This window comes from Methanobacterium sp., assembly GCA_030017655.1.
GTDB lineage: Archaea > Methanobacteriota > Methanobacteria > Methanobacteriales > Methanobacteriaceae > Methanobacterium_D.
The window spans coordinates 1-22,190 of the sequence record JASEIM010000028.1; the positions used below are offsets into that span (position 1 = coordinate 1).

The window sequence follows — 22,190 nt, forward strand, 5'->3', positions numbered from 1 at the left end:
GGTACAATGAAAGCGATGAAGACCTGGTTATTCTTGTTAACAAGGTTCCAAGACCTGTTGAGTCCACGAAGATACTTTAAATTGAATTTTATTGTATTAAATATACTATTGAGGTGATATAATATGGCCCCACACTGTGATACAATGGACGGACCTGTAATTTCTGCATGCAAAATGGCTCTAAAAACAGAGAATGTGTATTACGTCCTACCGTTTGTACCTAAAAAGGCAGAAGATGAACTAACTCAGACATTTAATAAAACTATTAAAGTCAGAAAATTAGGACAAGATGCTGCAGAAGTCGCTGATATGTGGTTCTTTGAAACTGCAGTACGTTTGCACCGTGAAGGTGAAGGAGCATCTTATACTGGACTTAAACCAGCAGGATTGGATTGGGGACCAGTAGTTCCTAGAGCAGAAAAGGACATAGAAAAAGGAGATCCTACAGAAACAATAGAGTTCTTAAAAAGCATAGTTGAAGAAGAAGTGAGAAAAAAGTTTGATAAAGCAATGTCTACAAAGAATTATGACTTAAGTGATACAGAAGCTGCCAGAGAATACACAGAAGCAATGCTTCATTTTGTACTGTCTTCTCACCATCTCTATAAATATATCATTTCCAGTGGTGAACATTGATATTTTTATTCATCTCTTTTTTCCGCAGCATATTAAAATCATTAAAGAAACATGATGCTTGTTGATTTATTCTTATAGGAGGTTAAAAAATGAGTAAAGATGCAGAAATAGATAAAGAGTTTGAAGCGCAGCTAAAAGGTAAAATGGGCTGGAAATGCCCATGTTCACTGGAAATTGTAGATAAAGAATCTGAACTCAAGACAGTTACCTGCAAAAAATGTGGGAAGACATTTAAAACAAACAGAGTTACTGAATATTGCTTTGATTGTGAAAAAAGAGATTAAAGAGCCCAGTATACCTTTAAAAAAAATTAAATAGATAGCAAACTGATTATAAATTTATAATTTAGATTAATATGAAATTAGAGGTAGATAAATGTCAAAAATAAAAATCAATATGCCAGAAAAAGGTGCAGCAGTCCAGAAAGACAGAGAAACCTATGCAATTAGTCCATATCTTCCCGGAGGTCTTGCTGATCCGGATACGTTAAGAAAAATAGCTGATGTAGCAGAAAAATATGATGCCAAATTCCTTAAATTAACATCAGAACATCGAATTACAATCTATGGTATCCCATTTGAAGATATAGATAACATCTGGAAAGATCTAGGTATGGAACCCGGTGGTCTGTCCGGCAAAATAGTTAGGCCCGTCAAATTCTGTATTGGATCTTCTTCCTGTAAAATGGCTAAACAAAATACTATGGAATTAGGAATGGAAATTGACAAACAGTTTAGGGGAATAAAAACACCCGACAAGATGAAAATAGCTGTTTCAGGATGTGAAAACTCATGTGCAGAACCTGCAGTGAGAGATATTGGCCTTATTGGAACAAAAGAGGGGTGGAATGTTTTAGTAGGTGGTAACGCAGGTCTTCAACCTAGAATAGGCAAATTAATTGCTAAAAACCTATCTGATGAAGAAGTTTTAGATTTAATTGATAAGATTATTTCGTATTATAAAGAAAATGGAGAAAAAACTGGTTTAAGCAGACGTTTAGGTAAAGTTATACACAGTATAGGATTTGAAAAATTCTCTCAAGAAATTCTAGAAAATAATAAAAAGGAGAGTTGAGAAGTAAGTCAGAGACATATCTATACTAAATGCTAACGAATATTTAACAAACATTAATTATATCAGTAAATTATTTTTTTATAATTAATATTTCTTAATTGAATAAAAATAGAAGCACAAACTTAATTAGTATCCAAATTAAAAACTCTTATATTGTTCAGTGTAGAGACTTATTTTACAGGGACAAAAAATATAACAATAGCTATAATTTTAATGTAGTATATTACAACAATAGTTTATGATAGCTTGAACTAAGCATGGTGATTCTATGACACAAATGGATGAAGCAAAAAAAGGCGTAATAACAGAGGAAATGAAGGCAGTAGCAGCTGCTGAAGGCGTATCAGAGGAATTTATCAGGAAATCCGTTGCCCAGGGAACTATAGCCATCCCAAGTAACGTTAATAGAGAAGTTAAAGCCGTGGGTATTGGAGCAGGATTAAGAACAAAGGTAAACGCCACTATCGGAACCTCCACAGATATCTGTGACTTCGATATGGAAGAAGAAAAGGCAAAAATAGCCATGGCATATAAAGCCGATACCTTAATGGAACTTTCTGTAGGTGGAGATCTGGATGAAATAAGGAAAAGAATCCTTAAAATATCAGATATTCCTGTTGGAAGCGTACCTGTTTACCAGGCAGCAATTGAAACAATAAGGGAAAAAGGCGCTTCAATTTACATGGACGAAGATATCATGTTCAAAGCCATTGAAAAACAGGCAAAAGATGGTATTGACTTTATGGCAATTCACTGCAGTGTAAACAGAGAAACCTTAAAAAGATTAAAACGACAGGGCCGTGAAGGAGGACTCGTAAGCAGAGGCGGAGCTTTTGTATCTGCATGGATGGTTGAAAACGACCTGGAAAACCCATTATACAAAAATTTTGATTATATTCTCGAAATTGCTAAAGAATACGACTTCGTCATGTCCATGGCAAACGCTATGAGAGCTGGAGCAATAGCAGACGCTACAGATCGTGCTGCAGTCCAGGAACTCATTGTACTTGGAGAATTAATTGACAGGGCTCGTGAAGTGGGCGTGCAGACAATAGTGGAAGGACCCGGACATATTCCTTTAAACGAAATTTCAGCAAATGTTGTACTCCAGAAAAAATTGTGCAGAGGAGCTCCTTTCTATATGTTAGGACCTGTTGTAACTGATATTGGTGCTGGGTACGACCATATAGTATCTTCTATCGGTGCAGCAGCATCAGCAGGTGCTGGAGCAGACTTCATTTGTTATGTAACACCAGCAGAGCACCTTGCATTACCGTTCCCTAACGATGTTAAAGAAGGTGTAATTGCAACAAGAATAGGGGCATACGTTGGAGACATGCAAAAAGGCATACACCACGGTGAAAAAGACCTAGTAATGGCCAATGCACGTAAAAAGCTCAATTGGGAAGCACAGTTCGACTCTGCAATGTGCCCGGCAGAAGCAAGAAAGATAAGGGATGAAAGGCCACCCGCAGAAGAAGATACATGTACAATGTGCGGAAGCTACTGTGCAGTTAAGATTGTAAATGAATGGTTAGATGAAGCAGGCACTGATGTGTTTGACTAAACAACCAATCATTATTTTATTATTTTAAAAATAAAATTTATTCATTACAGTTTTACAATTTTTATTTCCTTTCCTCTTTATTATTTTTAAACAGAATTTATAATTATTTAAATACAGGTGATTTGATTGAAACATTGGGTTGAAAATGTTGCAGACAGTTTAACAAAAAGAGACGTGGAAAATCACGTAATTGCAAGTGGGACATCAATATCTGGTTCCATACATATCGGAAATTCATGCGATGTATTTATCGCTAATGCAGTTACAATGGCTTTAAAAAATACTGGGACTCCTGCAGAAGTTATATGGATTGCAGATGATTATGATCCACTCCGTAAAGTTCCATATCCCCTTCCAGCAAGCTATGAAAAATATTTAGGTATTCCATATGCACATATTCCATGTCCAGAAGACTGCTGTGCAAATTTCGTGGAACACTTTGAAAAACCATTCCTCGAAACATTGGATGACTTCGGGATTTCCCTGAAAATCTATTCAGGGGAAAAAATGTACAAAGAAGGGATTTATAACGATTATATAAGAATATCACTTGAAAATGCACCCCAAATTCGTGAAATATTCAATCAATATCGTGAAAATCCACTTGCAGATGATTGGCTCCCATATAATCCAATATGCCAGGAATGTGGACGGATAAATACAACATTTGCCTATGGCTTTGATGGTGATATGGTTCATTACAGGTGCGAATGTGGCCATGAAGGATCAATGGATATTAAATCAGGCGAAGGAAAACTTACATGGCGTGTTGAATGGGCTGCAAGATGGAAAATATTCAACATTACATGCGAACCCTTTGGAAAAGACCATGCAGCAAGCGGCGGCTCATACGATGTAAGCAGCATCATATCAAAGGAAATATTCAATTACGAGGCTCCATATCCCGTACCTTACGAATGGATTACTCTTAAAGGAGATGCAATGTCAAAATCAAAGGGAGTGTTCTTTACCCCAGGACAGTGGCTTGAAATAGGTGCGCCTGAAACTCTTAATTATTTCATATTCAGAAGCAAACCCCTCAAACATAAGGATTTCAATCCTGAAATGCCATTTCTGGACTTTATTGATCAGTACGACCGCATTGAAAGGATATACTATGGAGCAGAAGATTCCGCGTCCCAGAAGGAAGAAGAAAAGTCTAAAAAGATTTATGAAATTTCACAAATCGAGTTAAAGGATAAAATGCCATTCCAACCTTCATACAGGTTCATGACCGTTGCACATCAAATTGCAGATGGGGACATTGAACGGGTCTTTGAAATATTAAAGAAGAATTCACAGCTTCCGAATTATATGGCAGATATGGTATTTACTGATTTAAGTGAAGAAGACCTTAAAAGACTCAGGATGAGGATGAATCATGTTAATAATTGGCTTGATAAGTATGCACCCCAATTTGTGAAGTTCCAGGTCATGAAAAAGATACCTAAATTACCATTAGGTGAAGACCAGACAGGATTCCTGCTTAAACTTGCAGATCTTCTGGAAGAAAGAGATTACAGTGCAGAAGAACTTCATGATGATATGTATAATCTGCTTAGAGAATTTGATATGAAACCTCAAAAAGCATTCCAGGCTATTTATAAGACAATAATAGGTAAAAAGCAGGGTCCAAGGGCTGCTTCATTTGTTTTATCCCTTGATAAAGACTTTGTGGTTAAGCGATTTAGGGGAGAAGCTTAATTTAAACAATAACCTCCATGGGGTTTATTCTTTTTTATTTAATTTATTTAAGTAATTCATAAATTACAAATAATATTAAAAAGAAACATTGATAATTGAAAATCCATTTTTGATAATTTAAAAAGATTTAATGGGTTTTAACAAGTTTTTAGCCGATTCTATCCATTAAATAGTCAACTAATTTATGGTGGTGAATTAATTAAGTCTTTAAAACGGAAATTAGGTCTTTTTGAAGTTACTGTTTCTGGAATAGGTATAATACTTGGTGCTGGAATCTATGCACTCCTAGGAGAAGCAGCACCTTTATCCGGAAATGCTTTATGGCTTTCATTCCTGATATCATCCACCGTTGCGGCTTTTACTGCTTTAAGCTATGCAGAGCTTTCATCCATGTTTCCAAGTTCAGCAGCAGAATATGAATACGTTAAAAATGCCATGGGAGAACGTATTGGATTTGTAATAGGCTGGATCATTATATTCAGCGCAATTATTAGCGCTTCAACAGTTGCTGTAGGTTTTGGGAATTATTTGGGGGTAATATTTAACATACCTTCAATTTATTCTGCTATTGTTTTAATAACAGTGCTGTCAGTTATCCTTTTTATTGGAATAAAACAATCTGCATGGGTTGCAATTTTATTTACATCAATTGAAGCTCTTGGCCTCTTGATCATCTTTTTTATTGGAATACCCTACTATGGAACTGTTAATTACTTTGAAATGCCTTTAGGATTAAATGGAGTTTTTGCCTCTGCAGCTTTGATCTTTTTTGCTTATCTTGGTTTTGAGGAGATTGTTAAGCTTTCAGATGAGACTAATGAACCAAATAAAAACATTCCCCTGGCAATAATTCTGGCTATGGTAATAAGCACTCTTCTTTATATTCTTGTGGCTTTCAGTTCAGTTAGTATACTTGGTTGGGAAGCTCTTGCAGATTCCACAGCCCCCTTTTCCCAGATTGCATTTACTGCACTTGGTCCAAATGGATCATTCCTGCTTTCTGTTATAGCCCTATTTGCAACCAGCAACACCGTTCTTTTACTACTTTTAGCTGGTTCAAGGATAGTGTACGGTATGTCTGCATCCAATTCTCTTCCTTTAATCCTTAGAAAAGTACATCCGAGGACAAGAACCCCCTGGATTTCAATAATTGTTGTAGGAATAGTTGCAATTGCATTTTTATTCCTTGGAAATTTGGGATTCCTTGCAAGTGCCACTAATTACACCCTCTTTTTAAGCTTCATCTTTATAAACGCTTCAGTGGTAATTTTAAGATATATTTCTCCTGAATTAAACCGGCCTTTTAGAATACCCTTAAATATAAAAAACCTGCCATTATTACCTGTTTTTGGGTTAATTACTTGCATTATACTTTTATTACAGCTTAGTTTCAATGCAATAGGATTAGGAATAGCCATAACTGTTATAGGTATTATACTGGCTTTTATATGGCAGAAACAATAAGAATCCGTTCATTGGATAAAATTACTTCAAGCAAAGCCGTATTATTTTTCAGATCACAAAATTTATATGGTCATATGTGCAGTTATTCATATGAAAGAGGATGATGTTTGTGAAATTGAATGCATCCATGAAGAAGCAGTTAAACAGGTCAAATCAGATATGCTGGATGAAGAAATCCTTTTAGATGTATCAGACAATTTTAAAGTGTTTGGTGATCTTACAAGACTGAAAATCCTGCAGGCCTTATATCAAAGAGAGTTGTGTGTATGTGATTTATCTGCAGTTCTTGAGGCAAATCAGTCAACAATATCTCACCAGTTACGTGTTTTAAGGGGTAAAAACCTGGTTAAATTCCGAAAGGATGGTAAAATGGCTTACTATTCCCTTGCAGATGAGCATGTAGTAAAAATAATTGAAATGGGAGTTGAACATGCCACAGAAAAACGATAATGCACAAAACAATGAAGAAACAGCTGAGATATGTAAATTCTGTGAAGCAAACCCATTTGAAGAAAAGGAAAAGAAAAAAGAAAAGATCCGACCAGTCTATATTATAGGAATATCCGCCGTAATCTTAGCCACTGGTTTATATCTTAACTTATTTACAGACCAGTTAATTCTTGCTGAAATTCTTTTCCTTACAGTTGCTGTAGTTTCTGGATTTGAAATAGTACCACACGGAATACGATCCCTACTTAAAGGAAAATTCAACATAAGCTTTTTAATAACCATTGCAGCCATAGGTGCATTTTTAATAGGTGAAGGTGCCGAAGGAGCTTCCGTAATATTCTTATTCTTTATTGCCGAGTATTTAGAAGACTATGCTGGAGAAAGAGCCCGAAGATCGGTTGGGGCCCTTATAAAACTGGCTCCAGAAACTGCGGTAGTTAAAAGAGGTAATGAAAACATTAAATTACATGCCCATGCAGTAGATATTGGCGAAATAGTAATTGTTAAGCCCGGAGATAAAATTCCATTGGATGGAATCGTGAAAAAAGGCATTTCATCTTTAAATCAGGCCGCAATAACTGGTGAAAGCATGCCTGTAACTAAAAAAGAAGGGGACATGGTTTTTGCAGGTACGATAAATGAAGAAGGTTATCTTGAAGTAAAAGTAACAAAAAGATCCGATGAAACTGTTCTATCCAAAATCATAGATCTGGTTAAAGCATCACAACAAAAGAAGTCAAAAACTGAAGCATTTATAGATAGATTCTCCAATTATTACACTCCTGCAGTAATAGGGCTTGCAGTAATCGTGGCGGTAGTTCCACCGTTTATTTTTGGATTAAATTTTGATACATGGTTTTACAGAGCTTTAGTGTTGCTTGTAGTGTCCTGTCCATGTGCATTAGCCATATCAACCCCTGTTTCAATAGTTTCAGGAATAACCGCAGGTACAAATAACGGTGTGTTAATTAAAGGTGGAGAATACGTTGAAGAGATGCAAAATATCAAAACAATGGTTTTTGATAAAACAGGGACACTTACTGAGGGAAAATTGGAAGTAACTGACGTTAAACCATTAAATAAATACACTGAAAAGGAAATTCTTCAAATAGCCGGTTCACTTGAATCCAAGTCCAAACATCCCCTTGCTGAGGCAGTTATACGTTACGTTGGAAAGTCAGATATGGATTTTAAGGAAGTGCATAATTTTGAATCCATCGCTGGAAAAGGAGTTAAAGGGATAATCGATACAAAAATGTTCTATATTGGTAAAAAGAGCCTTTTTAAATATAGTTCCGAATTTCCAGATGAATTAATACATGAAATGGAAAATGAAGGTAAAACCGTTGCAATTATAGGTAATGATGAACATATTATTGGGTTAATAGGATTAATGGACAAAATACGTCAGCTTTCAAGAAGTACAATTCAAGAGCTTAAAGAAAAAAACATTAAGACTGTAATGCTTACTGGAGATAATAAAAGTACAGCAGAAGCAGTATCCTCCAAAATAGGCATTGACCAGTATTATGCGGGCCTTCTACCTGAAGAGAAGGTTAAAATAATAGAGGGGTTGGTTGAAAAGGGTGAACACGTAGCTATGGTGGGTGATGGTGTAAACGATGCCCCTGCACTTGCAAGATCTAATGTGGGTATTGCAATGGGTACTGCGGGCTCAGATGTGGCAATAGAAACTGCAGATGTAGCTTTAATGCACGATGACATCTCCAAAGTTAATTATCTCATCAGTTTAAGTAAAAAAACCATGTCAGTAGTTAAACAGAACGTTTCCTTATCTATTTTAGTTAAAGGTTCATTTGCAGTATTTGCGGTGCTTGGATTCGTTTCATTGTGGATGGCAGTGGCATTTGGGGATATGGGATTGACTCTTATCGTAATCTTAAATGCTTTAAGAATAGGAAGATGAAAACAGACCCCCTTATTTTTTTCTATGTTCTAAATTTTCCCACCAATATTTAAAAGAAAACTGAAAAAAATAATAACTTATCTTGGCAAAAAATACATAAATTCAAAGATGGTAAAAGAGGAACAGTATGAGAGTCAACGTTATTGAAAAAGAAGTAATGAATCCAATGGCTGAAACTGCGGCAAATAAGATAAAAATATCATCTATTCCTAATAAAATCAGTAAAATAACATATTTTGACAATACAAAGCCCAATGCAGACATTATTTTGAATACAATTAAAGGGAATCTGGGTATAGATTCAATAGATGCTCAAAAACCTGCCGGTGATGGAGCAACAGAGGAACAGATGAAAGAAGCTCATAAAGGAGATTTAGTAATTCTGGCACTTGGAGACTGCGGTTCATGCACTACATGGGTAATTCTGGATGCTGTACGGCTGGAAAAAGAAGGGAAACCTACAATTTGCATTTGTACGCATAAGTTTGCTGATTATGGAAAATCACTAGCAAAAGCCCAGGGAGCAGAGAATTTAAGGATATTTGAGATTGATCATCCCATTGCAGGGCTTAAAGAGGATGAAGTGAAAGTAAAAACTGAAAAAATCATTCCTGAAATAAAGAAACTGCTTAAACTACATTAAATTTATCGAGTTGAGGAAGTCTTTCAAAAATTCAACAATTTTTGATGTTTACGAAGCAAAGTTTCGTAACTGCGAAAAATTTCAGTTTTCGCATGCAACAAAAATCAAAGATTTTTGCATGCTACGATTTTTCGGTGCCCCGAACACAAAGCAAGCAAAAGCGCAGATTTTGATGTTGAAGGAAACTAAGCTAACAAAACTTATGGTTTTGTGCTCTGAAATCGAAGATTCAAGAGTTTCCTGAACCGCAAAAACCCTTGGTTTTGCAGGCGTCAAAATCAAAGGTTTTGATAGTGTTCGAGAGCCACAAAAACAAAGTTTTTGAGGATTACAGATGAAAACCCCTAAAAAAGATACATGCGGATGCTCTATTGAAGATTTACTAAATGAAAACATAGAAAAGGGAGAAGAACGTCTCTGCGGCGCATCTCCAAGTGATATGGAACTTTACGTTGAACCGGATGCAGAAAAAATAAGCTATGAATTTTATATGAAAAAACAGACCGATGGTTTACCCATAGTTCCCCCAACAGGAGAGCGTGTGCGTAAATTCACTGAATTTAGTGGTTTAGAGAAAGATGGTTTAATTGCAGTACTTCCTCCGAGGTCTGGCAAAGCCACAGTTGAAAAAATAGCCATAAATTCTGTAATGGCAGGATGTATACCTCAGTTTATGCCTATAATTCAACACTCGATCCATGCAATCTCCCATAAGAAGTTTAATTTACCCGGAATAAACGCCACTACACATCCTGTTGCGATATGCACCATTATAAACGGCCCTGTGGCAAATGAAATTGGCATAAATAGCGGTACTGGATGTTTAGGTCCTGGAAATATTGCAAATGCCACCATTGGACGTGCTGTGAGACTATGTTTAATGAATATAGCTGGTGCAATCCCGGGAATAGGAGATCATGCGACAATGGGTTCACCATCTAAATACAGCTTCTGCTTCGGCGAGGCTGAAGATGAAAATCCATGGGAACCGCTGCATGTAGAACGAGGCTTTAACTTAGATGATAGCACAGTGACCATGATGGCTTTGGATTCTCCCCATAATGCAAATGATCATCGAAGTAATACTGCAGAAGACCTTATGGATACAATAATTGATACTGCAGCAGTTGCAGGCTGTAATAACAGTCATGTGCCCGGTGAAATGCTTATTATAATGAGTCCAGAGCATGCAAAGACAATTGTTGATGATGGATGGTCTAAAGAAGATGTTAAAAATTATTTCCATGAAAATGCACTTGTACCTGCAGAATTTGGTGATCGGGGCGGTAGAAAGCTCGATGAAAAGTGGATTATTGATGGCGATGTCAAGATAACAAGAAAACCTGACGATGTGGTTTTAGTTGTTGCTGGAGGTCCTGGAAGGCATACAATGATCTGCCACGGCTTTGGAACCTCATCAGAATCAGTAACAGAATTAATAAAACTTAAAGACAATGCTGCTGCATTTTCAGTGCATGATTTTAAAAAATAAATTTCATCAAACTCTTTTATATTTGAGTTCTGAATTTCTTTTTATCCTTTTTACAGAGTTCTTTTATAAGGTTTCGACCAGTTAATGCTGCGTTAGGTATCCCTATCATTGCAGTGGCCCATTGTCCAACCATATAAAAGTTTTCAAGTCCAGGGAGTGTTTTACTTATTCCCTTCATCATTGTCATCATTCCACCATCAGGGACTGGCCACGGCTGCCATCCATGGAAATTAAGCGTGTATCTTTCCACAGTAGCGGGTGTTGTGACATCATGAACTTCTACCTGCTCTTTTATGCCTGGAAACCTCCTTTCAAGTATTTCAAGGACCTTCTTGTAAACTATTTCTTTTTCATTTCTGTAATTTTCCAGATCCTCTTCACGCATTTTCTTCCAGTAATCATAATTTCCCTTAGTAACGACTTTTATCACTGATTTTCCTTCAGGGGCAACCCCTGTACTTGAATCAAATAATTCAAGGTATAATGAACCTCTTTCTTTTAATTCAAGCTTAACTGGTTCATCTAAAAGCAGTGCAATAGCATGAGGTTCATTAGATAAATCTCTGTTAAGTCCAAGGAAAACTTGCAAACCAAATTCCTGTTCTTCTTCATAAGCCTGATAATATTTATCAATGGTTTCGTTGGTGTATTTTCCATCTAACATTTCATAGATTGTTTCATGACCATCTGCTGCAGATACAACAATATCCCCTCGATGCTCGCTCCCATCTGCAAGAACAATTCCAACGGCCTTATTATCTTCAACTATGATTTTTTCAACTTTAGAACTCTGGTTCAGTTCACCGCCGAGATCAGTGAACCTCTTTGCGATTCTGCGGCTGAATTCAAGGGAACCACCTTTAGGCCAGCCCATATCTCCAGCATTGAAGCAAGATAAAAAGAGCAGATGGGGAAACATAGGTATATTGGATTTACTCATGTCGTATTGAACATGAGGAAATGCTTTTTTAAGGAATTTATTGTCGAATTTCTCCGCATAATCATTTAGAGAAATTTTACCCCATTTAATGATTTTAGGTAAATTAGCGGCCATTTTCAGCTTATTCATGGTCCCACCCATGTCCATTGAAAATAAATCATCTGCCGGTAGAGATTTTCCAGCTTTAACATATTCCTCAATTGCTTTAGAATCTTCTGGAGCGATTTCTTTCATGTGTTTTTCCAGCCGGTCAAGGTCTGTATAAATATTCAAAACATTATCCTGGCTATCTTCAATACTGATGAAAGCTTCATGATTTATAATTTCTGTACCTTCCAGAGCACCAAGATCATTCCAAACTTCTCTTAAGCGTACATTACCTGTTCCTGCAAGATTATGAATACAATAATCAAATGTAAATCCTTTACGGTGCCATGAAGTACACATTCCACCCGGTTTACTGTGTTTTTCAAATATTATGGCATCATAGCCATTTATCTGGGCATAAGTTCCTGTGGAAAGCCCCGCAATTCCTCCACCGATAATAATAATCTTTTTGGCCATGAAAATCACTCTTACTAAAAGTTATCCTGGAAAATTAATTTTAATTATATTTTATAATTTAATCTGGAAAAAAGTTTGCTTTTATAATAAAAGATCAAAAATGAATGATTTAAAATGCTCAAATAACCCAAAATTAAGTTATATAAAAAAATTAAGCTTATTAATATAAAATTAAGAAAAATAGGGAAGTTTATAAAGGTATTTTCCCTGTATCTCTCATTGAAGTTAACCTGCTGGTAATTATGGTTTTTGCTATTAGCAAATCATCATCTTTTTCATTACCTCTAGCGAGTTCTGCTTCAATCTGCTTAAGCAGTTCTTTTAGCCTTTTAGGACTGCATTTACCTGCCATCTTTAGTAATTCTTTTGAATTAATTTTGTTTTCTGTGTTTTTTCTGAATATCATGTGCATTCATTCCAATTTTTACTATTAAATTGAATTTACCGGTAACAATCGAGACAATATGTTATCGGTGGAAAAAATCTTTACTCAAATTGAGTTTTTATTAAAAAAGAAATATGAACCAGATTGAAGTGGTTAAAATCTGATTCTAAATCAATATAATCACAATTAGAAGATTAAACATAATCTAATATAAACTTTACGAATTTTAAGGGTGTATTACTTTTTTAGAATATAAATAATTTAAAATAACTTATAAAAATTATAAGTTATTGATCTTTCGATCAATTTATATATGAAAAAATAATAATTATTATACAAGGTGAGTAAGTCCTTCTGAAAGAATGATGCTCGCGGATGCGGGGTGGGACTAGTAGGAATGGGTTCACCTATTACTAACTTTTTTTTCTAAATATTTGATCACGTGAATCTAAAGTTAAGTTTATTTTATCTTCAATCAATCTATAAAATGAATCATCATTTTGTCTATATTTCCTATGTATTGCCCCTGCAACGAAATCTACAGCTTGAATACCATTATTTCCAGCAGAAGAAACATGTCGGATGTTCATTTTAACAGAAGATTTAATATCCATATAATTGTTAAACCCATCAATTTTTTTATCATGTAAAAACTTATCAATTATGACATTAGTTCTTAAGAAAGGTACGTCATGTAAAATATTGCTTAATAACTGACCTATCATATAATTATGAATTACTGAAGGCTTTTGGCGTAAATAGGGATATACCCAATCTTTATTTAGAGCTAAATATGATATTGAGACATCCCTACGGGCTATGCAATTTAAAACACGTCTTCTATTTGCATCAGAAGAATTTGAAAATTTAAGCTCATTTTGCTTATATTTTTTTGCTAAACCTTTTCTGGCATTCTTAATACACCTATTTACTATTTTCTCCTCTTCAACGCATAAAGCTGCTACAACAAAAAATTTTCCTGATTTTTCAGTGAAACCAAGATTCCCTGATTCGTCTAAGTAGATATATTTCAAAAAGTTCACCTATAGACCTTGCACTAATTAGTTACTTGTTATCTCCAGAGACTATAAAAAAATAATTAATTAAATAAAAAAGTTTAAGGAATTAAAACCGTTTTCTATCCATTAATTCCTTCATTTTTCCAGGATTCCAGCCACCTGATGCAGATTTAGACCTTCCAACCTGTTGAACGTAGCCAGTTATCCTGTCGTACCATTCAACTTCTGTTGTTTCACCGCATGCACCGCAGCTATCCTGTAACCCTTTCATAAGTGTCTTACATTTAACGCAAAAGCTCAGTGCCGAACTGTATGCCCAGAACCCAATATCTGATTTCCTTGCAATCTTATCTGTGAGGCTCATGAGTGCATCCGGATCTGAATAGGATTCTCCCATGAATGCATGGAATATGTGACCTCCAAGTGTCTTTGGATGGTACTGTGCTTCGATTTTAATCTTTTCTGGGAGTAAGACATCAGCATTAACCGGTACGTGGGATGAATTGGTGTAATATGCTGCTTTTTCATCACCATTTGCAATGATTTTATCCCTGTATCTTTCAAGGTCAAGCATTGCAAATCTGTATGCCGTGGATTCTGCAGGTGTCTGGAGAACTGTCCATCTTAAACCTGTTTCCGCCTTCAATTCAGCAGTTCTGTTATTCATATAATCAAGTACTTTTAATCCAAATTTATTGGCATCCTTATCCTCAATTCCTGCTCCTAATGCATATAGAAGCATTTCATTTAGCCCAACAAAACCAAATGACATTGTAGAGTTTTCTATTCTGTAATATGTTTCCTCCCCCGCTTTCTGTGAAAGGAATGGGAGTAAGTTATATTCATTAAGGCATTTAAGGGCTTGTTCTCTTCGTATTTGTAAGATCTGTTCTCCAATGCTCATGTAAGAATCAAGATACTCAAATATGTCATCTTCATCCTTTGAATTATATGCAATTCTTGGAAGGTTTAATGTGACATAAGCAAGGTTTCCTGTTCTGAAACAGTCTTTCTCCCAGTCTCCAGTCCAGTTATCGCTCAATGATGTCCTGCATCCCATATAGTTTGACAGGTTGCCTCTGTAATCTGGAAGCATGTTTATAAAGTAAGGAGATCCGTATTTAGCTGAAAGTTCATGTACGCGTCTTAAATCTTCTTCAAATTCAGATTTCAAGACTTCATCCCTTAAAACATAAGGAGTGTTTGGGAAAAGGTGAGGTTTACCATCTGAATCTCCTTCAAGAAGTGTTTCAGTAAATGCACGTTGTAACATCCTTGTTTCTTCTTCAAAGTCTCCGTATGTACCTACGAGCTGTCCTCTTGGCCCGTATGCAGGTTCATCCTGTAAAAATTTAGGTACAGTAAATTCAAGGTTGATGCTTGTAAACGGTACTTGAGAACCTCTTGCAGCATAGGCCATATTAAGGTTATAAATAAACATCTGCACTGCCTGTTTTACCTTCTCATAGGGTAAACCAGCAGCGAATGGAGCTACAAATACATTCCATAGGCTCATTGACTGCCCGCCGCTCATGTTCTGCTGAGCTGCAAGCATTATTTCCCCTGAATGGTTCATCAATGTTTCAATATGGTTTGGAGGGCCCGCTACTGATGTATGGTCTCCTGTACCATCAACTTTAAGTCCGTTTCTTATAAATATCCTTAAATCGTGCTGTAAACAATTTATTGGACGTCCTGCAAAGAATTCAAGGTCATGTATGTGCAGGTCACCACCCATGTGGGCATCTGCAAATTCATTGGGGAGGATGTGTAACAATGCGTACTGCTTGAGTGCCTCATCTGCAACATACTTGTGAACGGTCTCAGGATTATGAATCATATTTGCATTATCACGTGAGCCGTTTTGAATGAGATTTGTGATGTTGTATACAGGTATACCGACCCTTGTATATTCACGTCTTAAAGCTTCAAGACCATGCTCTACAAGTTTGGTGTTAACAATTTCCCTGATCATCGGGGCTGTCAAGTATTCAACATCAAGTTTTTTAAGTTCCTTCCATGCATCATTAGCTATTTCTTCTGCAAGCTCTTTTGATGCATTAGTTTCTACAATAAGAGTTTTTTCAATTTTACTTTTATCAAATGGCTCTATTGTATCTCTTGTAGTTCTTACCTTCAATGCGTTGGCTGCAAAATATTTGTCTGCAATTTTTTCATCGATTTTTTTAAGGCAGTCGTATACTATTATTTTTATTTCTGCTGTGGAGATACCATCATAAGTAGCGGTAGCAACTGATGATGCAATCTTTTCAGCAGCCCAAAGGGGAGCTCCTACCATAAGGCAAGATTTAACCAATTTTTCGGGGCTGAATTTTTCATATATCCCATTATTTTTTAAGACACACGTTTTGGCTCTTGTCGGGAGCCCAGCAATAACATGCATATCTCTCATTTACATATCCTCCAATACTAATATTATTATTTATTTCTTAAATCATAATAATTTTTTGATTAGCACAATAAACTGAACTCCTATTCTGATCTTATAATCAGATGAAAATTCAATTTAAGATTTTAAACCTGTAATTTTTATTTATCATTGAACTATTTTGAAGAGTCAGATCAGCATATATTTTGTTATTAGGTATTCACTTTCTCCCAATATATATTTTGTACTTTCCCATATTGTGTTTTACAGAAACACATCCAGTGAGCTCTGTTTGGATTTATCGCTTTCAAATAGTGAATTAATCCCAGATTCAATTAGCTCAATTCTTTGAACAAGATAATTATCAATTGGATATCTTTGAGCAAGTTCCTTTGAAATATCAAGATACTTAACCACAGAACCTTTGGAAATGCTGAGTATCAGATTTCCGCCACAAACACATTCGCCACTAAGTGGTATCCTTCTATACTTTTTGTTGCACTTAGTACATCTAACTTTCTGTCTGGAAAATGCCCTAACATTCCCTGCCATATCCGGCAGAAAATGAGATGTTAAAACCCCCTCCACAACTCCCTTCTGGTCAACCGCCCTTATTTTTTCAGCCAATTTAACCTGTTCTTCCACTTTTTCCTTCATTGTAGGAAGCATCTTGTAAAGGCAGAGTTTTGGGCCATTATGAATGCTTGAAGTATCATGAGAAAACATTATTCCCTGATACTGGTCTTCAGTTCCTAACCTTTTCTTCACATTATCAATAAAAGGAAGTACATCAGACGGTTTAGCAAATTCAAGCGTTTTTTCATATAATTCTAAAGGAAGTGTTGACATAGCATCGATATTATGAGATTCATCATCTATTTCCTCTGGATCTATTCTTGATGAGAGAACCAGTGGAGCATCCATTCGACCACCCCTGGAGCTTGGGAGATAAATCTTTGAAAAGTTAATCAGTGCATCCAGTAGCAGCATTACAGAATCTTCGTCGCTGTCACAGTTCCTTCTTTTTGCGGAATGGAAATATGGATGTGCATAGCACGCAGAAGCCCTTGTAAACCCAACAACCCTTCCCAAAACTCCTGCAGATGTATGCGGGGCAAGTCCTACCACCAGATGGCCTACAAGGTCTTCTTTTTGCTTAATATTATAAAATCTATCTACATGATAAAAATTTTCAAGGAGATCATCTACAAACTTTGAAACCCTCATAAGGTATTCTGCGCAGTTTTCAGATATAATCACGTCCTGAATCTTGATTTCAATGATCTGATCATCATTTTCAATTTCTTTACCATGTATATCGTGAGTGTAACCCATTTCAACAAGTTTTTCAGGGCTTACCCCAACTTCCCGCGGTATAAAATGAGTAATGGGCAAATCAGTGGAGTCATGCCTTATTGTAGCATCCTTAAAGCAAAATACATCATTTTTAGCCCTTAAAATTCCTTTTTCAAGGGGTTCAGGGAATTTTTGTTCGGATATCATCCCAATAACGCCCTTAATTTCATCTAATTTTCTGACCCCTACATTTTCGTAAGATTTTTTAAGTAAACCCGCCAGGTTAATTTTTTTCTTTCCAGAGCCGGTTGGTATAGCTCTTGCACCACATACAGGACATTTAGCTTGAAATGAACCTACACCACATTCAGTACACTTACATCGCGAAATATCGGCATAAATTTCTCCCTTTTTAGCTGCATCAATGATGTTACGTCTGCTCCCGCCGTTTGTACCGATAGGAAATAGAGCATGAGGTGCAGGTTTCATTTTCCGCTCTTTTGTTTTTTCAGGTCTTCCAACCCTTGCACCAATATATGTTGGGGCTTTTGCCATTATTTTCACAGGAGATACTTCATTTAAAGCATCTAAAGTAGAAATTCCTTTAGAAACATCCAGAGGCCTGGAAAGAGTATTAATTAGTGCATAAGCATGATCTCTTTCAATTATAATTTTATTATTCTGAACAAGGTGAGGAACTCCTAAAACTTCTAATACTCTTTTAGAAGGTTCTATATCTAATATCAAACCATTTAATACATCTGAATCATTGTAATTTTTGTATAACCAGCTTCTAAGCTCATTTAAATCATTGATTGATACATCATGATAAAAATAAGTATATTTTGGATGTAAAGGAACATCATACGTTTTTGATATCTCAAAAGCATATTCTGAATCTATATCATTAATTTCATTCAAATTTAAATTTTTTTGGTCCAAATATTGCTTTGAAACTCCAATTTTTTTAATCCACCATTCTTCACACCATGCAGAGGGCAATAAAACATGATTATTTCTTAAAAATTCGCCAAAAGCTACCAGTATATCTCCTAAAAATAAGATTTCTACTATATCTTTCCTGATCTTTTTAGCCTGATCTATGGATTCAACTTTAATTACGCTTCCATTTCTCAGTTTAACAATAGGACCCTCTATACTATCACATGGCACAACACACATTCCTTTTCCAGGCCTTTCAATCTTCATTTGAGTCCCAACTGCCAGGAATTCTACAATTTCCATGGTTAATGGACTTATACCCATTGCAGCAAGACCTGAATTTCTTGATCTTCCATATCTCAGCCTGAATCCGCCTTTAGTTTGAGGATATGCTAAAACAGGCCTTCCACCAATGATATCCCTCATATATTTATCATCCACTTTAGGTGCACCTTCTTCTTTATCATCTGAACCGGCGCTACCCTTTGAAAACCCTGATAACCATTCCCATCCCTCAATTTTCAATATATTAGCATATTTTAAGACTTTTGGAGCTTTCTGTATAACTCCTTCAGCCATTGCAAGGAGAGCCCCCCCTCTAATGTTGTTGGTTTCGACTCTCTCCAGATCACGGTGAGAGACTTCAATCTGGTCTGTAGGTTCTCCTGTTACCTCCACAGGAATGCTTTTTATAGCAAGCCTTACTTCATCTGGGGTTGGCGAATACTGGAGGTTAGTAACTTCTGATTCGTAAAGTTCTACTTCCTCAACGTATCTTTCAATCTCCCTTTCTGTGGGTTTGTAAATATCAAGACCAATAGAAAGCCTTATATAATCTCCAATTAAGACTGCCATTGCTGCCGCAGTACCCCCAGCGCTTCTTATCGGACCTGCAAAGTAAACTGCAAAATACCAGCTTTTATCAAAGTTTTGCTTTATTTTTACCTTTGCAATTCCTTCAAGTGGTGCTGCAACCACCCCTTCAGTTAATATAGCAAGGGCTGTTCGGAGTGCCTGGTCTGCTTTTTTTTCTTTAATTTCAAGTGGATCTTCCTTACCTTCTTCATCGGTTTTGGTTACAATTTCCCTTGCTATTTGAAATGCTGCCTCTTCTCTGGAAGATTCATCTTCTAATTTTTTAATTCTCTCTGCAATACCCGGAGGGCCAACTAACCCTTCTACCCTTTCTGCTAAATCCTTAGCTAATGGTACTTCAGGCTCTAACTCTATATCATATCCTTTAAGCCGTGCATTTCTTGCTACAGCATAAACTTTCTCTGTTTCTTCTTCTAAAGTCTCAAAGTACCCCATTCTGTTCACTTACCCTGCAAAAAATTATTCTATATAAAAAATGTTGCCCATTATATTGGGGCTGTATTTAAATAATTTGGATCAGTTTCGTTAAACATTAAAAAGCAAATATCCGATCCTATTCCTTAATATTGGCCCAATTAGATTATATAGTTTACTATGGGGCTTCTATAAATTCCTAAATAGTGTAAAAATCATTATTAGTAAGAATATATTTAAGTTATTAATATTGGCCCATATTAAGTTTAATGCACCTATACGATTTTAAAATGATAATTAACCAATATTAAGCATTAAATATATATTTAAACACGTATTAAATTTATTATTCATTTAAAAATAATTTTAATCCTCAATTTATAAATGTAATTACTTATTTAACCCCTAAGGTAAATATGCAAAAAGAGAATGGATTTAGAAATATACAAAAATTAGAAGAATTTTTAAGCTATTAAAAAATATTTAAATATAACCTTTAAATGATCCTAAAACAATATAATAGTACGTTGAAACTTATAATTCATTTTCTATTTAACTAGATTAATGGTGATTTTTATGGCAAAAAGAGATAAAAAGGTACTTCCACCAAGTGGAGCCGGTCTTGTAAGATATTTTGAAGAAGAAACAAAAGGGCCAACTTTAAGCCCAGAACAAGTAGTAATTATGACTGTAATTCTGGCAGTGGCCTGTATAGCACTACGATTTACACAATAAGTGTCTTAACACTTACTGCTTATTTTAAAGGAGATCATTAAATGGCAATTCATCCTATTGAGTTCAGATACGGTACTCCCGAGATGCGTAATGTCTGGGAAGCAGAAAATAAGCTTCAAAAAATGCTCGATGTTGAAGCGGCTCTTGCAAAAGCAGAATCAGAGCTTAATTTAGTTCCAAAAGAAGCTGCAGAGGAAATAAACAAAAAAGCAAGTACTGAATATGTTACGCTGGAAAGAGTGGCTGAAATTGAAAGGCAAACCAATCACGATATAGCATCAATTGTTAAAGCCCTCGCAGAAGCATGTAGCGGCAATGCTGGAGAATATGTTCATTTTGGAGCCACTTCCAACGACATAATTGATACTTCACAATCACTTCTTTTTAAAGAATCCATTGCAATTTTAAAAGAAAAGCTGATTAATCTAACAAAAACCCTGCTTCAACTTGCTGATGAGCATAAAAATACTGTTAGCATAGGTAGGACCCATGGACAGCACGCTCTCCCCATTACATACGGTATGAAGTTTGCATTATGGGCTGATGAAGTTCACAGACAAATTGAAAGGCTTGATGCATGCAAAAACAGATTATGCGTGGGTATGATGACCGGTGCAGTGGGCACCATTGCAGCCCTTGGAGATGAAGGTCTGGATGTCCACAAAAAAGTGTCTGAAATACTGGGACTTGAACCTGTTTTAATCTCAAATCAGGTTGTTCAGAGGGATAATCACGCCGAATTCATTATGGATCTTGCAAATATAGCAAGCACCCTTGATAAAATTGGTTTAGAGATTAGAAATCTCCAGAGAACAGAAATAAAGGAAATTGGAGAAAAATTCGATCCTGAAAAGCAGGTTGGAAGCAGTACAATGCCCCATAAAATGAATCCAATAACTGCAGAGCGTATATGTGGGGTATCAAGAGTTATTCGTGCTTATGTGATCCCTGCACTTGAAAATAATCCTTTATGGCATGAAAGAGATCTTACAAATTCATCATGTGAACGAATAATCCTGCCTGAAGCCTGTATTCTCACTGACTATATACTGAATCTCACAATTAAATTACTTAAAAATCTGACATTCTATCCAGAAAACATTGAAAAGAATCTTAACGCCACCAATGGACTTATAATGGCCGAAAGATTAATGGCCGAACTCACAAGGAGAGGAATGGGAAGGCAAACTGCCTATGCATTTGCTAGGAAATGTTCAATTAAAGCCAATAGGGAAAATACCAGTCTTGTGGATGTAGTTTTATCACAAGACGAGATAAAACAGTATTTATCCTCCGAAGAAATCAGAGAAATAATGAATCCTCATACTTACATTGGATCATCTGTTTCTATAGTAAATAATGTGCTGGAAGAATCCAAAAAGTGGTTTTAACCTCTTCATTATGACTTCTTGCACAAAGAACTGATTAATTCAAATAAGACCAAATAAATCTAATTTGAATCCACATATCCATATTTTTTTTTATTTTTTAAATTATCCATTATTTTTAGTCATTTTTTATTTTAAATTACTTTCTAAATCTTTTATTCATATAAAAAGACATATTTTCCATTTAAAGGAAAAATATATTAATAATAATACCAAATATTAATACATTGAAATAAAGGTGGTTGAAGGAAATCTCTGATTTCTTGAACATTCCAAAATCTTGGG

The 22,190-nt window shown here is 35.7% G+C and carries 17 protein-coding genes; 12 read left to right on the forward strand and 5 right to left on the reverse strand.

The features are described 5' to 3' along the window. Window positions 1–123: 123 nt before the first annotated feature. The 10 genes from QMD61_10180 to QMD61_10225 all read left to right on the forward strand — a co-directional run bounded on the left by QMD61_10180 (window position 124) and on the right by QMD61_10225 (window position 10,957). Window positions 124–636: a DUF6448 family protein gene (locus QMD61_10180; GenBank protein ID MDI6724999.1), complete on the forward strand. Its 513-nt coding sequence runs from the start codon at window positions 124–126 to the stop codon at window positions 634–636. Window positions 637–725: 89 nt separating this feature from the next. Further along, the gene (locus QMD61_10185; GenBank protein ID MDI6725000.1) at window positions 726–920 is read left to right on the forward strand and encodes a hypothetical protein; all 195 of its coding nucleotides are present in this window, start codon (window positions 726–728) and stop codon (window positions 918–920) included. A gap of 91 nt (window positions 921–1,011) precedes the next feature. Next, on the forward strand, window positions 1,012–1,710 hold the full coding sequence (locus tag QMD61_10190; protein ID MDI6725001.1) for an NAD(P)/FAD-dependent oxidoreductase: 699 nt from the start codon (window positions 1,012–1,014) through the stop codon (window positions 1,708–1,710). 268 nt (window positions 1,711–1,978) lie between these two features. Beyond that, window positions 1,979–3,277, forward strand: a complete 1,299-nt coding sequence (thiC, locus tag QMD61_10195; protein MDI6725002.1) for a phosphomethylpyrimidine synthase — start codon at window positions 1,979–1,981, stop codon at window positions 3,275–3,277. Between the two features lie 126 nt (window positions 3,278–3,403). Next, window positions 3,404–4,981, forward strand: a complete 1,578-nt coding sequence (lysS, locus tag QMD61_10200; protein ID MDI6725003.1) for a lysine--tRNA ligase — start codon at window positions 3,404–3,406, stop codon at window positions 4,979–4,981. A gap of 198 nt (window positions 4,982–5,179) precedes the next feature. Beyond that, complete coding sequence (locus tag QMD61_10205) at window positions 5,180–6,445, forward strand: APC family permease (protein MDI6725004.1); 1,266 nt, start codon at window positions 5,180–5,182, stop codon at window positions 6,443–6,445. 90 nt (window positions 6,446–6,535) lie between these two features. Beyond that, window positions 6,536–6,895: a metalloregulator ArsR/SmtB family transcription factor gene (locus QMD61_10210; GenBank protein MDI6725005.1), complete on the forward strand. Its 360-nt coding sequence runs from the start codon at window positions 6,536–6,538 to the stop codon at window positions 6,893–6,895. Then, complete coding sequence (locus QMD61_10215; GenBank protein ID MDI6725006.1) at window positions 6,876–8,822, forward strand: cation-translocating P-type ATPase; 1,947 nt, start codon at window positions 6,876–6,878, stop codon at window positions 8,820–8,822. The genes QMD61_10210 and QMD61_10215 overlap by 20 nt, the downstream gene beginning before the upstream one ends. Before the next feature lie 127 nt (window positions 8,823–8,949). Then, window positions 8,950–9,465 (forward strand): UGSC family (seleno)protein, encoded by a 516-nt coding sequence (locus QMD61_10220; GenBank protein MDI6725007.1) that lies wholly within the window; start codon window positions 8,950–8,952, stop codon window positions 9,463–9,465. Between the two features lie 334 nt (window positions 9,466–9,799). Then, complete coding sequence (locus QMD61_10225; GenBank protein ID MDI6725008.1) at window positions 9,800–10,957, forward strand: hypothetical protein; 1,158 nt, start codon at window positions 9,800–9,802, stop codon at window positions 10,955–10,957. Between the two features lie 16 nt (window positions 10,958–10,973). Here QMD61_10225 and QMD61_10230 read toward each other — a convergent pair whose 3' ends face one another. The 5 genes from QMD61_10230 to polC form a co-directional block, all read right to left on the reverse strand. Further along, entirely contained in the window at window positions 10,974–12,461 is a 1,488-nt protein-coding gene (locus tag QMD61_10230; protein MDI6725009.1) for an NAD(P)/FAD-dependent oxidoreductase, read from the reverse strand. A 190-nt stretch (window positions 12,462–12,651) separates the two neighbouring features. Beyond that, window positions 12,652–12,867 (reverse strand): hypothetical protein, encoded by a 216-nt coding sequence (locus QMD61_10235; GenBank protein MDI6725010.1) that lies wholly within the window; start codon window positions 12,865–12,867, stop codon window positions 12,652–12,654. Window positions 12,868–13,259: 392 nt separating this feature from the next. Then, a complete protein-coding gene (locus tag QMD61_10240) occupies window positions 13,260–13,880 on the reverse strand; it encodes a DUF3800 domain-containing protein (GenBank protein MDI6725011.1) in 621 nt (206 codons plus the stop codon). 91 nt (window positions 13,881–13,971) lie between these two features. Then, the gene (gene nrdD / locus QMD61_10245) at window positions 13,972–16,278 is read right to left on the reverse strand and encodes an anaerobic ribonucleoside-triphosphate reductase (GenBank protein MDI6725012.1); all 2,307 of its coding nucleotides are present in this window, start codon (window positions 16,276–16,278) and stop codon (window positions 13,972–13,974) included. Window positions 16,279–16,518: 240 nt separating this feature from the next. Beyond that, entirely contained in the window at window positions 16,519–19,803 is a 3,285-nt protein-coding gene (polC, locus tag QMD61_10250) for a DNA polymerase II large subunit (protein MDI6725013.1), read from the reverse strand. 555 nt (window positions 19,804–20,358) lie between these two features. On the opposite strand from polC, the gene QMD61_10255 reads away from it, so the two are divergent. Together QMD61_10255 and purB are read left to right on the forward strand one after the other, a co-directional pair. Next, window positions 20,359–20,517: a preprotein translocase subunit Sec61beta gene (locus QMD61_10255; protein ID MDI6725014.1), complete on the forward strand. Its 159-nt coding sequence runs from the start codon at window positions 20,359–20,361 to the stop codon at window positions 20,515–20,517. Window positions 20,518–20,558: 41 nt separating this feature from the next. Beyond that, window positions 20,559–21,908 carry an adenylosuccinate lyase gene (gene purB, locus QMD61_10260; GenBank protein ID MDI6725015.1) on the forward strand — a complete coding sequence of 450 codons (1,350 nt, stop codon included), beginning with the start codon at window positions 20,559–20,561 and terminating at the stop codon, window positions 21,906–21,908. The last annotated feature ends 282 nt before the right edge of the window (window positions 21,909–22,190 follow it).

Excerpts from the sequence above, each read along its gene's own strand:
- QMD61_10230 (MDI6725009.1), bottom strand. The coding sequence starts at position 12,461 with ATGGCCAAAAAGATTATTATTATCGGTGGAGGAATTGCGGGGCTTTCC.
- nrdD (MDI6725012.1), bottom strand. The coding sequence starts at position 16,278 with ATGAGAGATATGCATGTTATTGCTGGGCTCCCGACAAGAGCCAAAACG.
- QMD61_10185 (MDI6725000.1), top strand. The coding sequence starts at position 726 with ATGAGTAAAGATGCAGAAATAGATAAAGAGTTTGAAGCGCAGCTAAAA.
- polC (MDI6725013.1), bottom strand. The coding sequence starts at position 19,803 with ATGGGGTACTTTGAGACTTTAGAAGAAGAAACAGAGAAAGTTTATGCT.
- QMD61_10255 (MDI6725014.1), top strand. The coding sequence starts at position 20,359 with ATGGCAAAAAGAGATAAAAAGGTACTTCCACCAAGTGGAGCCGGTCTT.
- QMD61_10225 (MDI6725008.1), top strand. The coding sequence starts at position 9,800 with ATGAAAACCCCTAAAAAAGATACATGCGGATGCTCTATTGAAGATTTA.
- thiC (MDI6725002.1), top strand. The coding sequence starts at position 1,979 with ATGACACAAATGGATGAAGCAAAAAAAGGCGTAATAACAGAGGAAATG.
- QMD61_10190 (MDI6725001.1), top strand. The coding sequence starts at position 1,012 with ATGTCAAAAATAAAAATCAATATGCCAGAAAAAGGTGCAGCAGTCCAG.
- QMD61_10180 (MDI6724999.1), top strand. The coding sequence starts at position 124 with ATGGCCCCACACTGTGATACAATGGACGGACCTGTAATTTCTGCATGC.
- QMD61_10220 (MDI6725007.1), top strand. The coding sequence starts at position 8,950 with ATGAGAGTCAACGTTATTGAAAAAGAAGTAATGAATCCAATGGCTGAA.
- QMD61_10235 (MDI6725010.1), bottom strand. The coding sequence starts at position 12,867 with ATGATATTCAGAAAAAACACAGAAAACAAAATTAATTCAAAAGAATTA.
- purB (MDI6725015.1), top strand. The coding sequence starts at position 20,559 with ATGGCAATTCATCCTATTGAGTTCAGATACGGTACTCCCGAGATGCGT.
- QMD61_10210 (MDI6725005.1), top strand. The coding sequence starts at position 6,536 with ATGAAAGAGGATGATGTTTGTGAAATTGAATGCATCCATGAAGAAGCA.
- QMD61_10215 (MDI6725006.1), top strand. The coding sequence starts at position 6,876 with ATGCCACAGAAAAACGATAATGCACAAAACAATGAAGAAACAGCTGAG.